At 73.2% G+C, this 13,698-nt stretch carries 10 protein-coding genes; 4 read left to right on the forward strand and 6 right to left on the reverse strand.

What is annotated here, in order from left to right; genetic code table 11:
* Nucleotides 1-9 precede the first annotated feature (9 nt).
* From ACFY8U_RS26170 to ACFY8U_RS26180, 3 genes are all read right to left on the reverse strand, one after another.
* On the reverse strand, nt 10-1,752 hold the full coding sequence (locus tag ACFY8U_RS26170) for a pyruvate dehydrogenase (RefSeq protein ID WP_389574236.1): 1,743 nt from the start codon (nt 1,750-1,752) through the stop codon (nt 10-12).
* A 27-nt stretch (nt 1,753-1,779) separates the two neighbouring features.
* Nucleotides 1,780-3,252 (reverse strand): protein phosphatase 2C domain-containing protein, encoded by a 1,473-nt coding sequence (locus tag ACFY8U_RS26175; RefSeq protein ID WP_389574239.1) that lies wholly within the window; start codon nt 3,250-3,252, stop codon nt 1,780-1,782.
* A gap of 108 nt (nt 3,253-3,360) precedes the next feature.
* The gene (locus ACFY8U_RS26180) at nt 3,361-7,122 is read right to left on the reverse strand and encodes a S8 family serine peptidase (RefSeq protein ID WP_389574242.1); all 3,762 of its coding nucleotides are present in this window, start codon (nt 7,120-7,122) and stop codon (nt 3,361-3,363) included.
* A gap of 233 nt (nt 7,123-7,355) precedes the next feature.
* Between ACFY8U_RS26180 and ACFY8U_RS26185 the strand changes: the two genes are divergently transcribed.
* The 3 genes from ACFY8U_RS26185 to ACFY8U_RS26195 all read left to right on the forward strand — a co-directional run bounded on the left by ACFY8U_RS26185 (nt 7,356) and on the right by ACFY8U_RS26195 (nt 9,577).
* A complete protein-coding gene (locus tag ACFY8U_RS26185; RefSeq protein WP_361602339.1) occupies nt 7,356-8,339 on the forward strand; it encodes a helix-turn-helix domain-containing protein in 984 nt (327 codons plus the stop codon).
* 262 nt (nt 8,340-8,601) lie between these two features.
* Complete coding sequence (locus tag ACFY8U_RS26190) at nt 8,602-9,084, forward strand: DUF456 domain-containing protein (RefSeq protein WP_389574245.1); 483 nt, start codon at nt 8,602-8,604, stop codon at nt 9,082-9,084.
* Nucleotides 9,085-9,163: 79 nt separating this feature from the next.
* Nucleotides 9,164-9,577: a PPOX class F420-dependent oxidoreductase gene (locus ACFY8U_RS26195; protein WP_361770543.1), complete on the forward strand. Its 414-nt coding sequence runs from the start codon at nt 9,164-9,166 to the stop codon at nt 9,575-9,577.
* Here ACFY8U_RS26195 and ACFY8U_RS26200 read toward each other — a convergent pair.
* The 3 genes from ACFY8U_RS26200 to rsgA form a co-directional block, all read right to left on the reverse strand.
* Complete coding sequence (locus tag ACFY8U_RS26200) at nt 9,543-9,989, reverse strand: GNAT family N-acetyltransferase (protein ID WP_389574248.1); 447 nt, start codon at nt 9,987-9,989, stop codon at nt 9,543-9,545. The genes ACFY8U_RS26195 and ACFY8U_RS26200 overlap by 35 nt on opposite strands.
* 4 nt (nt 9,990-9,993) lie before the next feature.
* Nucleotides 9,994-11,373, reverse strand: coding sequence for a bifunctional transcriptional activator/DNA repair enzyme AdaA (locus ACFY8U_RS26205; protein ID WP_389574251.1), 1,380 nt, complete (start codon nt 11,371-11,373; stop codon nt 9,994-9,996).
* A 716-nt stretch (nt 11,374-12,089) separates the two neighbouring features.
* Nucleotides 12,090-13,214, reverse strand: a complete 1,125-nt coding sequence (gene rsgA / locus ACFY8U_RS26210) for a ribosome small subunit-dependent GTPase A (protein WP_389574253.1) — start codon at nt 13,212-13,214, stop codon at nt 12,090-12,092.
* Nucleotides 13,215-13,549: 335 nt separating this feature from the next.
* Here rsgA and ACFY8U_RS26215 point away from each other — a divergent pair, with 335 nt between their 5' ends.
* The gene (locus ACFY8U_RS26215; protein ID WP_389574256.1) at nt 13,550-13,693 is read left to right on the forward strand and encodes a hypothetical protein; all 144 of its coding nucleotides are present in this window, start codon (nt 13,550-13,552) and stop codon (nt 13,691-13,693) included.
* Nucleotides 13,694-13,698 lie beyond the last annotated feature (5 nt).

Below are 13,698 nucleotides of genomic sequence, written 5' to 3' on the forward strand. Positions count from 1 at the left end.
GGCCGCCGGCTAAGGCCGGGGGACGTTGCGCAGGTTCGAGCGGGCCATCTGGAGCATGCGGCCGACGCCACCGTCGAGGACGATCTTGCTGGCCGAGAGGGCGAAGCCGGAGACCATCTCTCGGCTGATCTTCGGAGGGATCGAGAGTGCGTTGGGGTCGGTCACGATGTCGACGAGCGCCGGGCCCTTGTGCTTGAAGGCGTCCTTCAGGGCGCCCGCGAGGTGCTTGGGCTTCTCCACGCGGATGCCGTAGGCGCCCGCCGCCCGGGCGACGGCGGCGAAGTCGGGGTTGTGGTTGGTCGTTCCGTACGAGGGGAGGCCGGCGACCAGCATCTCCAGCTCCACCATGGAGAGCGCGGAGTTGTTGAACAGGACGATCTTCACGGGGAGGTCGTACTGGACGAGGGTGAGGAAGTCACCCATCAGCATCGAGAATCCGCCGTCGCCGGACATCGAGATCACCTGGCGGCCCCGGTCCGTGAACTGCGCGCCGATGGCCTGCGGCAGGGCGTTCGCCATCGAGCCGTGCGAGAAGGAGCCGATGATGCGACGGCGCCCGTTGGGCGAGACGTAGCGCGCCGCCCAGACGTTGCACATGCCCGTGTCGACGGTGAACACCGCGTCGTCGTCGGCCAGTTCGTCGAGCACCGAGGCGACGTACTCGGGATGGATCGGGACGTGCTTCTCGACCTTGCGGGTGTACGCCTTGACGACGCCTTCGAGCGCATCGGCGTGCTTCTTCAGCATCCTGTCGAGGAAGCGGCGGTCCGCCTTCGCCCGGACGCGGGGGATGAGGCAGTTCAGCGTCTCCCGGACGTCGCCCCAGACCGCCAGGTCGAGCTTGGAGCGGCGGCCGAGGCGCTCGGGCCGGACGTCCACCTGGACGATCCTGACGTCGTCCGGCAGGAAGGCGTTGTACGGGAAGTCCGTGCCGAGCATGATCAGCAGATCGCACTCGTGGGTGGCCTCGTAGGCCGCTCCGTAGCCGAGCAGTCCGCTCATCCCGACGTCGAACGGGTTGTCGTACTGGATCCACTCCTTGCCGCGCAGCGCGTGCCCGACGGGCGCCTTCACCCGCTCGGCGAACTGCATCACCTCCGCATGCGCCCCGGCGGTGCCGCTGCCGCAGAACAGCGTCACCCGTTCGGCCTCGTCGACCATCCGCGCCAAGGCCGTGATCTCGGCGTCACTCGGACGGACGGTGGGCCGGGAGGTGACGAGCGCGGTCTCCCAGGCCTTGTCCGGGGCCGGTTCGGAGGCGATGTCGCCCGGCAGCGAGACGACGCTGACCCCGCTCTGCCCGATGGCGTGCTGAATGGCCGTCTGGAGCAGCCGTGGCATCTGGCGGGGGTTGGAGATCAGCTCGCTGTAGTGGCTGCACTCGGAGAAGAGCCGGTCCGGGTGGGTCTCCTGGAAGTAGCCGAGGCCGATCTCGCTGGAGGGGATGTGCGAGGCGAGCGCCAGGACCGGGGCCATCGAGCGGTGCGCGTCGTACAGGCCGTTGATCAGGTGCAGATTGCCCGGGCCGCAGGAGCCTGCGCACGCCGCGAGCCGGCCGGTGATCTGCGCCTCGGCTCCGGCGGCGAAGGCGGCGGTCTCCTCGTGCCGGACCTGGATCCAGTCGATGTCGGGCGTACGGCGGATGGCGTCGACGACGGGGTTCAGGCTGTCGCCGACGACTCCGTACAGCCGCCGGACGCCCGCCCGGACCAGGATGTCGACGAATTGTTCTGCGACGTTCTGCTTGGCCATGGATCCATCAACCCATGGGGCGGACCGTTACGCCTCCCAGACGGCCACGCCCGTACGGTCGTCGGCGTACCCCTTCACCCGCAGCTGTGTGTCGGCGAGGAACGCGGCGAGCCCGGGCGGCTCGGGGGCAGCCCAGCGCTCCGCGAGCTCCTTGGCGAGGGCCGGTTCGCCGCGCATCGGCTCGGCGAGTCCGTTCGAGGCGAGGAGGAGGGTGTCACCGGGACGGGCTACGGAGGCGCGGAAGCGGAACGGTTCGGCGGGCGGCACGAGCGCAGCGGTACGGGGGTCCCCCCAGCCGGAGGCGGGGTGCGGGTTCTCGGCGGAGTGGGCGCCCGGGGGGCCGGTGACGCCGAGTCTCATGGTCTGGCGGTCGCCCTCCGCCGTCTCCGCGGGTGGCGAGCCGAAGCCGACGACGGGAGCGCCGGCGAGCGCGGCGGGCTCCGGGAGCAGGGGCTCGATGTCCTGCCAGGCGCCGTCGCGGAGGCGGAAGAGGCCGCCCGCGCCGATCCCGAAGAAGACGCGCGTACGGCAGGCGGGGTCGGCGGAGAGCAGCAGACAGCGCAGCCCCGCCGTGTACTCCTCGGGCTCCACGCCCAGTTCGGCGGCTCGGGCACGCAGCTTGCCGTAGGTACGGTCGGTGAGCCGGTGGAGCCCCGACTTCAGGTCGCCGCGGCGGCCGGAGCGGATGTCCTCGGCGAGCCGGGTGTGGCTGCGGCCGACGGCCTCGCCGATCCAGCGGCAGGCGTCGGCGGCGGCGAGATGGGCGGCCTCGGCGGCGCGGGCGCCGCTCGCCACGACGACGAGGACGAGCGCGGCCTCCTCCTGGCCGAACCGGGCGGTGAGCAGGGCGTCCCTGCGGGGTTCGCCGCGGTAGCGGGCGGAGTCGCCGCGCTGGGAGGCGGCGCGCAGGGTGTACGAGCCGTAGCGCGCGCCGTCGAGGACGGTGTCGGCGACGAGCTCTCCGAGCTCTCCGGGCCTGGCCGCGGGGAGCGCGGTGGGCTCGGCCTCGTAGGTGGGCGGGCGGTTGCCGATGTGGACGGTGCGGGGACGGGGCACGGCGGGAACGGCGGGAACGGCGTTCGCCTCCGGCGCACTGGGCCCGGGGCCGCCGTCCGCCGGCGCGGGTGGCGCGTCCGGCACCGGGGCCGGGGTCGGGGCCGCGTTCGGCAACGGGGCCGGGGTCGCGTCCGGCACCGTCGGTGCGGGGGGCGTCGGCGGGCGGGGCGGGGGTGCGGGGAAGGAGCGTGGTTCAGGGGCGGAGCCGGGGTCGTCGACCGGCTCCCAGGGAGCCCGTGGCGGCACCGCCGCCGTGCCGCCCGTCGTGGGGGGTGCCGGAGCCGGGGGCGACGCCGTCGGGGGTGCCGTCGTCGGAGGCGCCGTCGTCGCCTGCGACGCGGAGTCGAAGCGGTCGTCGAGCGTGTCGCCCGTCGTGGTCGGTGCCGTGTCCGGCGCCGACTCGTCGTAGAGCTTGTCCCACCAGTTGTCCCCCTGCTGAGTCATGCCCTTATTGTCCACCGCACAGGCCCGCAGAAAACGGGACATGACGAAAAAGGGGTCCGCCGGGCGACCCCACCCCCCACGGGAAGGACGCCCGGCGGACCGGCGTGATCAGCGCACGTCGTAAGCGCGGACCACGGTCTGGGTGACGGAGTTGCCGTTGGCGTCCGTCAGTTCGGTCTTCAGGGTGACCGGCTTGCCGGCCGCGCCCGCGTGGTTCACGGTCGCGGTCCAGGCGCCGCCCTGCTTCGAGACCTGCGCCTCCGTCCAGGTCGTGCCTCCGTCGTAGGAGTACGAGAGCCTGGCCGAGGTGAGAGCGGCGGACTTGTAGCCCGCGTGACCCGTCGCGGTGAGGCCGATCTTCTGGCCGTCGGTCGCGGCGAGGGTCTTGAGTCCGTCCTCCGGAAGGGTGTACCGGGGAAAGAGAATCGGGATGCCTTGAGAGTAGACGCTCTCGTCGGCCTGGGAGGTGAATTCCCACACCGAGTTGACGGATGTGGAGCGGTTCCAGACCTTGCTGCCGATCTTCATGGTGTTCTGTTCGAGCGCGTACGCGCCGCGCTCGGACGGGACTTCGAAGACCCCGAACGGCCATCCGGTCTCACCGAGCACCTCACCGTCCCTGCTCAACCGGAGGTTGCCGATGTCGCCGAAGGATCCGGGCTGGGAGTAGTGGGTGCTGTCGCCCCACATGGAGTCGGCGAAACCGATCAGGTTGCCCTGACGCTCGGCGACGAGGGCCGGCTCGCCTGACGCGTCGAGCGGGGCGGTCGGGGCGACGACGCCGTCGTACCAGCGCTCGGTCCGCTTCTCCCCCGCCTTGTAGGCGTGCTTGGCCCCGATCATGAACTCTCCGAACGGGAAGCTGGAGGACAGCACCTGGTCCCACTGGGTGTCGCCGGGCGTGTAGTACTCCGTCCGCGTGCCCGGCGCGGGGACCGGCTCGACGGCGCCGAAGAAGACGGCCGTGCCGTTCGGCCGGTACGCGGCCGCGTTGTCGATGAAGTCGGTGGCCACACCCATGGATCCGTAGGTGGACTCGGTACGTCCCAGCTGTGCGTCGCGGACCCGGTAGGTCCTGTCGTCCCGGACCTGACCCGACTCGGGGAACGCGAGGTTGTAGAGGTACGGGCTCTTCGCGGTGGCCTTCCAGGAGAGGGTGACCTCGCCTGCGGAGAGCTGGGTCAGGAGCGCCGCGGCCTCGGCCGAGCCGATGGCGAGGACCGGGAGACCCGGTCCCCCGAAGCCCGCGGTCGGGATCCAGCGGATGGGCGAGGTCCGGTGCACCAGGACCGCGACGGCGCCCGCGGCCTTGGCGTTCCGTGCGACGGTGGCCACGAGGCTGGCGGTGTCGGGGATGCGGACCAGGGCGACGCGGCCCTGGACGCCGGCGGCCGTCAGCTCCTCGGGGGTTCCGGTGCCCGCGTCGACCAGCCGGGCGGAGCCGTTGCCGTCGAGGTTGTCGGAGCCGAGGGAAGTCGTGTACGGGTGCAGGACGGTGCCGTCACCCGTCTTCAGCTCGGAGACCAGCGGGGCGGCGGTGCGCCAGTAACTGCCGAACTCGAAGTCGCCCTCGTCGGCGCGGCCTTCGACGGAGGCGTAGTAGCCGAGGATCGAGCGTGTACCGGCCGCCGAGCCGGAGTGCATCCAGGTGTCGTCCCAGGAGCGGGAGAACGCCAGGGTGGTGCCGCGCTGCTCACCGGGCTTGTCGGTCCGCACCGACAGCTTGTGGGCCTTGCGGGCGTCGAGGACGACGGTGGTGTCCTTCTTCACCTCGATCTGCGGGCGGGCCAGGTAGCTGAGCGAGTCGTTCAGCGTGGCGCCCTCGCCTGCGTCGGGGGTGGTGACGAAGGAGGTGAGGAAGTAGCTGCCGGGCCGGACCTGGAAGACCTGGTCGGCGGCGCCCTCGTTGAAGCGGCGCTCGCCGCTCGCGGTGTCGGTGCCGATGAGGTCGAGGGACGAGGCGCCCGCGGCGGGCTTGCCCTGACGGTCGATCAGTTTGACCCGCAGGGTGACGGTCTCGGGCTGGACGTAGAGCGAGAACGGCGTCGAGACGTGGACGCCGCCGGGGCCGGTGGCGACGACGCGGCCGGTGACGTCACCGTACTGGGCGCGCTCCAGACCGGCGGTCGGGTCCAGGTGCAGCGGGACCTCGACGGTCGCACCGGCCGGGACGGTGACGGTGCGCTTGCCGAGCCGGGCGACGGAGGACCGTACGCGCGAGCCGTCGTTGCCGGTGACCCTCTCGACGGCGAGCGTCAGCGTGACGGCCTTGTCGGAGGTGTTCGTGTACGGGACGGCGACCGAGGTGCGGTCGCTGGTGTCCTGGGGCCAGTTGAAGGTGCCGCCCTGGACGGCGTCGGCGCCGAGGACCCTCTGGTCGATCGCGGCCTTGACGTCGAGCCGGCCGCCGCCGACCTCGCGTACGTCGCCGGGGACGGAGCTCTCGGCGGAGGAGACGAGCGCGGCCTTGATCTGCTGGGCCGTCCAGTCGGGGTGGCGCTGCTTGACGATGGCGGCGGCGCCCGCGACGTGCGGGGCGGCCATCGACGTACCGGACATGCCCTGGTAGGCGTAGACGCCGCGGCCGCCCGCGGCCGCGGCGGAGATACCGACGCCGGGCGCCGCGATCTCCGGCTTGAGGGTGTGGCTGAGGGTCGTCGGGCCGCGGCTGGAGAAGGACGCGGTGGAGTCGTCGCGGTCGGTGGCGCCGACGGTGAGGACGCTCGACGCGCAGCCGGGCGAGGAGACCGTGTTGAGCGAGGGGCCGGTGTTTCCGGCGGCGACGACGAACAACGTGCCCTCGTTCTGGGCGAGTTCCTCGGCGGCGATGCTCATCGGGTCGGTGCAGTCGGTCTCGGCGGGGTTGCCGAGGCTCATGGAGACGACGTCGGCGCCCTGCGCGACGGCCCACTCCATGCCGGCGATGATCCAGGAGGTGGCGCCGGAGCCGGAGTCGTTGAGGACCTTGCCGTTGAGGAGGTCCGCGCCGGGCGCGACACCCTTCTTCTTTCCGTCGCTCGCCGCGCCGGAGCCGCCGACGGTGGAGATGGTGTGGGTGCCATGGCCCTGGCGGTCGTCGGCGCTGTCGGAGTCGGTGAAGTTCTCCGAGGCGACGACGCGGCCCTTGAGGTCGGGGTGCTCGATGTCGGCGCCGGTGTCGAGGACGGCGACCTTGGTGCCCTTGCCGTCGAAGCCGGCGGCCCAGGCCTCCGGGGCGTGGACCTGCTGGGTGGAGCGCTCCAGGGTGGCCTGAACCTTGCGGTCGAGCCAGAGCTTCTTCAGGCCGGAGGCCGACCGGGCGGCGGGGGCGTTCACATCCGCCCAGAAGGCGGCGGCCTGCTTCTTGTCGGCCTTGAGCGCGACGCCGTCGACGGCCTGGAGCACCTGGCCGCGGCTGGCTCCGCGGGGCGCGGCCGGGACGGAGCGGGCGAGGTCGGAGCCGTAGACCGCGATCAGAGGGAGCGTCTTGGTGCCGGCGTCGTCGTAGCCCTGCCGGATCAGGCCGGTGACGTTGAAGAGCTCCTCGTCGACACGGCCCGCGGCGAGGGCGGCGGTGGCGCCCTCGGGGTAGACGTACAGGTCCTGGCCCGAGCGGCGGGTCTGGACGAAGGGCACCGTCCCGTCCTCGCGGGGCAGTGCGGCGGCAGCCGGGTTCCCGGCCGCGTCCCGGCTGACGACGACCCGGTCGCCCGTGACCAGCGTGACGGTGGCGGCCCGCTCCCCGGCGCGGGCCTGGGCCTCGCTGCCTACCAGCGGTCGATTGCCGGTCGAGTCGTCCTGCGGCGCGGCGGCCGAGGACGGCGCGACCGCGGTGACGGCCAGGACGGCGGCGGTCGCCGCCCCCAGGGCCGTACGCGAAATCGGGCGCATCGCTCTCCCCATCTGAATCCGGACCAAAGGCAGGCAAAAGACCTGCGCCCGGAGGCTGTTGGTGCTGCGGTGACGCCACATTGGCAGAGGTGAGGGTGGTGCAGGGATGATGTGTGCGGCGGGAATGCGTCGTGGCCGATTTCCGCCAGGGGGCCAACGGAACGAATGCGTCCGGTGAACGTCCCGGGAATGTCCGGGACGTCCCAGGACGTCCGGCGAGGGGTGGGACAGCGATGCTCGGAGCGATAGGTCTCGACGAACGGCAGGAGTCGGCGTACCGCGCGCTCGTCGCGCTGGGGGCGGCGGAGGTCGCGGACCTGGCGCACCGGCTCGCCCTGCCCGAGACGGACACCGAGCGGGCGCTGCGGCGCCTGGAGTCGCAGGGCCTGGCCGCGCAGTCCTCGGCACGGACGGGCCGGTGGGTCGCGGCGCCACCGGGAGTGGCCCTGGGTGCCCTGCTGACACAGCAGCGGCACGAGTTGGAACAGGCCGAGCTGGCGGCGGCGCTGCTCGCGGAGGAGTACCGGGCGGAGGCGGCGGAGCCGGCCGTCCACGACCTGGTGGAGGTGGTGACCGGCGCGAGCGCCGTCACCCACCGCTTCCTCCAGCTCCAGCTGGGCGCGACCGACGAGGTCTGCGCGCTGGTGACGGGCAAGCCGATCGCGGTCACCGGCATGGAGAACGACGCGGAGGAACTGGCGGCGGAGCGGGGCGTCTCCTACCGGGTGGTCGTCGAGCGGGAGGTGCTGAGCCTGCCCTCGGGGATCGTCGAGCTGTCTGCGGCGCTCGGCCGTGACGAGCAGATCCGGGTGGTGGACCGGGTCCCCACGAAGCTGGTGATCGCGGACCGGGCCCTGGCGATGGTCCCGCTGACCGGCCGCGGGGCGGAGCCCGCGGCGCTCGTGGTGCACGCGAGCGGGCTCCTGGAGTCGCTCATGGGCCTCTTCGAGGCGGTCTGGCGCGACGCACTGCCGCTGCGGCTCGGGGCGAGCGCGCAGATCACGGAGACGCAGGTGGCGGGTCCGGACGTGACGGACCTGGAGATCCTCTCGCTGCTCCTGGCCGGCATGACGGACGCGAGCGTGGCCAAGCAGCTCGACCTGGGCCTGCGCACGGTACAGCGCCGCGTGAAGGGCCTGATGGAACTCGCGGGCGTGACGACCAGGCTCCAGCTGGGCTGGCACGCGTACGAGAAGGGGTGGGTGGCCCGCCGCTAGAGACGGCCGAGCGCCCGGAGGGCGGACGGACAGGCGGGCGGCCGAACCCGAACGCGGACGGACCGCGGAACGGCCGACGGGACGGCGCACGGACCGCGAAACGGCCGACCCGGGCGGCGTACGGACCGCAGGACGGCCGACCCCGGACGGCGGAGCCGGACAGGCGGGCGGGCCCCCGGACGGCCGAGCCGGACAGGCGGGCGGGCCCCCCGTACGTACCCTGCGACCTGCGGGGAGATCATGGGTCCTGCACGCTGGGCAGATGGGTGTGTGGCAGCTGTTGCTCGTCGCGATGGTGATGCTGCTCGGCCTGTTCGGGGTACTGGCTCCCGGCGTGCCGGGGCCGTGGCTGGTGTGGGCGGCCGTGCTCTGGTGGTCGCTGCACGAGCAGAGCGGCCTCGCATGGATCCTGCTCGTCGCCTCCACCGCGCTGCTCCTGCTCACCCAGGTGGTGGTGTGGCTGCTGCCGCAGCGCCGGATCCGCGGCGTCGGTATCACCCGGCGGATGGTGACGTACGCCGGGCTCGGCGCGTTCCTCGGCTTCTTCCTGATCCCCGTGATCGGCGCCGTCCCCGGCTTCATCGGCGGGATCTACCTCTGCGAACGGCTCCGCCTTGGCGGTCACGGCCAGGCCATGGCCTCCACGCGGACGGTCATGAGGGCGGCCGGGACGAGCATCCTCGTGGAGATGTTCGCCTGCCTGCTGATCGTCGGCGCGTGGGCCGGCGCGGTGATCTGGGGCTGAGGACCTAGGACCGCGGCCCCCTGCCTGGTCGGTCGGACCGCCGATGCGCACGGCCCGGACCGGGAGCGATGCTGACCGTATGAGGGATTTCGAGGGATTCAGCGTCGCCGAGCTCGCCTACCTCCGCACCCAGCGGCTCGGCCGCATGGCCACGGTCGACCCCTCGGGCCAGCCGCAGGCCAACCCGGTGGGCTTCTTCCCCCAGGAGGACGGCACGGTCCTGGTCGGCGGGCTCGCGATGGGCCGCTCGAAGAAGTGGCGCAACCTCCGCGCCAACCCCAAGGTGGCGCTGGTCGTCGACGATCTCGCGAGCGTCCGCCCGTGGCGGGTGCGCGGGGTGGAGATCCGGGGCGAGGCCGAGCTGCGGGTGGGGCCGCACGAGCTCGGTCCGCACTTCAGCGCGGAGGTCATCCGGATCCACCCGCGCCGCATCCACAGCTGGGGGCTTCCGGAGAGCGTCACGGACCCTTCGGAAGATCGATCTGGTACTTGATGAAGCCGGTGTCGCGGGCGACCTTGTCGTAGAGGTGCCGGGCGGTGGTGTTGGACGCCTGGGTGTTCCAGTAGACCCGGTCGCAGCCCTGTTCCTTCGCCCACTCGGTCACGGCCGCGATCAGGGCCCGCGCCACGCCCCGGCCGCGCGCCTCGGGATCGGTGAACAGGTCCTGGAGGTAGCAGACGTCCGGCCCCGAGGTGCTGGGGTGGACGAAGAAGTGGGTGAGGCCGACGACCTGGCCGTCGAGCCGCGCGGCCCGGGCGTGCACGCGCGTGCCGTCCTGGAAGGCGGCCCACGCCCGCTCGTACAGGGCGTCGGGCTCGCTGCGGCCGTAGAAGTCCAGGTACGCGCGGAAGAGACGCTCCCAGGCGTCACGGTCGTCGGGGCCGAGCAGGTCTGTTTCGATCATGGAGTCATTCTGCCGTGCGGGGTACGGACTCCCGATACCGGTGGGCGTACGACCGCCAGGGCCGCCAGGCCTCGGTGCGGGCCTCGCTTCCTGGGTCCACGTCGGGGTCGCCGAGGGCCCGCATGCGGATGAGGGCGGCGTGGGCGGGCGAGACTCCGGGGACGGCCCGCAGGGCGCTCTCGGCCTCGTCACGGTCCGCGCCCGGATCGAGGCGTACGGCCCCGGTGGCGAGCGCCGTGGCCAGGGGGCCGGCCTGGGGGTGGGCGGTGAGCGCGGCGGGCTCGGGGAAGAGGTGGGTGAGGGCGCCACAGGCGGTCTCCAGGGCCGAGCCATGGGTGCGGACCAGCCGCGCCGCCTCGTCCGGACCGACCACGGTCCGCAGCGCGAACTCCTCGGGGTCGGCGGCGCCGGGCGACCGCAGGCCGGGGCGGGCGGCCACCCGCGCGGCGAGGGTGGGGTCGGCGCCGAGGCGCTCGGCGACGGCGTACGGGTCGGCGTCCAGGTCGAGGAGACGGCGCAGCCGCTGAACGGCGGTGGTCAGGTCGCGCAGGTCGGTGAGGTGGATCCGGGCCTCCAGCCAGGGCCCGCCCGCGCGCTCGTCGACGGAGACGATGCCGGTGCCGTACGGGAGACGGAGCGTACGGCGGTAGGTGCGGGGCCCCGGGCCGCCGAGCACCTCCTCGACGCCGGGCAGGGCCTCGGCGGCGAGCAGGTCGAAGACCTCGCGGGCGGCGTACGGGCCCCGGTGGGCGAGCCGGAGCGGCACGCCGACGGCGAGCGCGGTGCGGGGCCCCGCGCCGGTGCCGGACTCGGCGCGCAGCTCGGTGGGGGTCCGGGCGTAGATGCGGCGGATCGTGTCGTTGAACTGGCGCACGCTGGCGAAGCCGGAGGCGAAGGCGATCTCGGTGACCGGCAGCCCGGTGGTCTGGAGGAGCAGCCGGGCGGTGTGCGCCCGCTGGGCGCGGGCGAGGGCGACGGGGCCCGCCCCCAGCTCGGCGGTGAGCTGACGCTGCACCTGCCGGGCGCTGTAGCCGAGCCGTCCGGCGAGCCCGGGGACGCCCTCGCGGTCGACGACGCCGTCTCCGATCATGCGCATGGCGCGCCCGACGACGTCGGCGCGGACGTTCCACTCGGCGGACCCGGGGACGGCGTCCGGGCGGCAGCGCCGACAGGCGCGGAAGCCGTGGCCTTGGGCGGCGGCGGCGGTCGGGAAGAACGTGACGTTCTTCCGTTTGGGGGTGACGGCGGGGCAGCTGGGCCGGCAGTAGATGCCGGTGGTCTCGACACCGAAGAAGAACGCCCCGTCGAACCGGGCGTCCCGACTGCTGACGGCCTCGTACCGGGTGTCCTCGCTGGTGACCGAAGTCAGTTCCTGGTGCCTCACGAGATCCAGTGTGCGGGGGGTGATGGCCGGGCGCTGGCGGTTTTCGGACACGACGATGGCGGTCCACGGGATGCCGCCGGACCACGGCGGGTCACCCCGGCAGAGCCGACCAGCCGGCCGCGCCGGCCGCGGCCGCAGGGCCGGCCGGGCGGGCCGAGCGGGCCGGCCTGCCGGGCCCGACGGCCGGAGGGCCGCCCGGCCAGCGGGCCCAGCGGACTGACAGGCCAGCGGTTCGCCGCGAGCGCCCGATTCGGCCCGCTGGCCATCGGACGAGCGGCCAACAGCTCGGCGACGTGCCAGCGGGCTGACAGGCCGGCGGACCCCCGGCCGACGAAAGAACCGCAGGCGCCCCGACGGCGAACCCGACCGGCCAGCAGGACGACCGCCTTGCGGCTCGGCGGACCGGCGGCCAGCGGACCATCACCCAGCGACTCGGCGGCCTGCCGGCCGTCGGCGGCGGCCCGGCCGGCACGCGGCAGGCCGTCGGCGGGCCGGACGCCGGGGCAGGCGGCCTGCCGCCGAGCCGGGCGGCAGGCCGTCGGCGGGCCGGACGCCGGGGCAGGCGGCCTGCCGCCGAGCCGGGCGGCGGGCCGTCGGCGGGCCGGACGCCGGGGCAGGCGGCCTGCCGCCGAGCCGGGCGGCGGGCCGTCGGCAGGCCGGACGCCGGGGCAGGCGGCCTGCCGCCGAGCCGGGCGGCGGGCCGGCGGGGTGGTCGCCTAGCGGCCCGTGTGCCGGCCGCCGCCTCGCTTCGCTTCCATCGCCGCGCGGCCCTCCGCGCCCTTGCGCTTCCAGTCCTTGAGGATCTCCGCGCGCACGCGGGCGTCCGTCTTGGCGACGATGCGCTGGTTCTCGCGCAGGAGCTTGCGGTAGCTCTCCAGCCGGCGCACGGACAACGTGCCATCGTCGACCGCCGCCGTCACGGCGCAGCCCGGCTCCGCCTCGTGGGCGCAGTCGTGGAACCGGCACTCCTCGGCCAGGGCCTCGATCTCCGAGAAGACCTGGCCGACGCCGGTCTCGGCGTCCCAGAGTCCGACGCCGCGCAGACCCGGCGTGTCGATGAGCACACCGCCCTCGGGCAGCACGAGCAGGTTGCGCGTGGTCGTGGTGTGACGGCCCTTGCCGTCCACGTCACGCGCCGCCTGGACGCTCATCACGTCCTCGCCGAGGAGCGTGTTGGCGAGCGTGGACTTCCCGGCGCCGGAGACACCGAGCAGCACGCTCGTCCCGCCACCCACGACCGCGCGGAGCACGTCCAGCCCCTCGCCGGTCGCCGAGCTGACGGGAATCACCTGCACGCCCGGCGCCACGGTCTCCACGTCCTCGACGAGGTACGAGAGGCCCACCGGGTCGGGCACGAGATCGGCCTTGCTGAGCACGACGAGCGGCTGGGCGCCGGACTCCCACGCCAGGGCGAGGAAGCGCTCGATGCGGCCGAGGTCCAGCTCGACGGCGAGCGAGACGGTGATGATCGCGTGGTCGACGTTGGCGGCGAGGATCTGGCCCTCGGACCGCTTGGACGACGTGGAGCGCGCGAATGCCGTGCGGCGCGGGAGCAACGTCCGTACGTAACGGGGATCGCCGTCCGCGTCGACGGCGGCCCAGTCACCCGTGCAGACGACCTTCAGCGGGTCGCGCGGCACGACGAACTCGGTGTCGGCCCGCACGACGCCGACCGGGGTGATCAGATCGCACTGACCGCGGTCGACCCGCAGCACACGGCCGGGCAGAAGTCCCTGCTCGGCGTAGGGAGCGAACGCGGCCTCCCACCCTTCGTCCCAGCCGTACGGGACGAGAGCGTGCGAGAGAGAGGAGGAGGAACGGACAAGAGAGGAGAAAGACAAGGGGAACCCTTCAAAGGGTGGCCCCGGCACACGCCGAACGGCGCGGAAGAAAGGGAGAGTCAGCCGGCGGCCACGGAGGTGTCGTGGAAGACGTACGCGAAGCGGGCAGCGCCCGACGTGACAGCAGCCATCGGTCACACCTCCTGAAGAAAACACCCTCGGCTGACGGCGACCGGCAACGGCCGCCGAAGAACACGAGGATCGTAACCACGGCCCCGGAAGGTCGCCACTCCTTTTTCCGACCACTGGCCTGCCCGTGGCCTCGCGCTTCATACAGACCAGAGATTCACAGCCAACTCACTTACGGTGAGCCGGTGTTGATGGTCGCGCGGGGCTTGCAGACCAGAACCATCGTCCCGACCCTGCGCGCGCACGCCTCGCTCGTGAACCACCTCGTCTCGCCCCCCTACGGGCCACCCGTCTCCGGCCATGTCAGCACCGTCCTCGCCCCGCGCCACGACCCGCCGTGCGGCACGTGACACCG

The organism is Streptomyces sp. NPDC012508 (assembly GCF_042902595.1).
Lineage (GTDB): Bacteria > Actinomycetota > Actinomycetes > Streptomycetales > Streptomycetaceae > Streptomyces.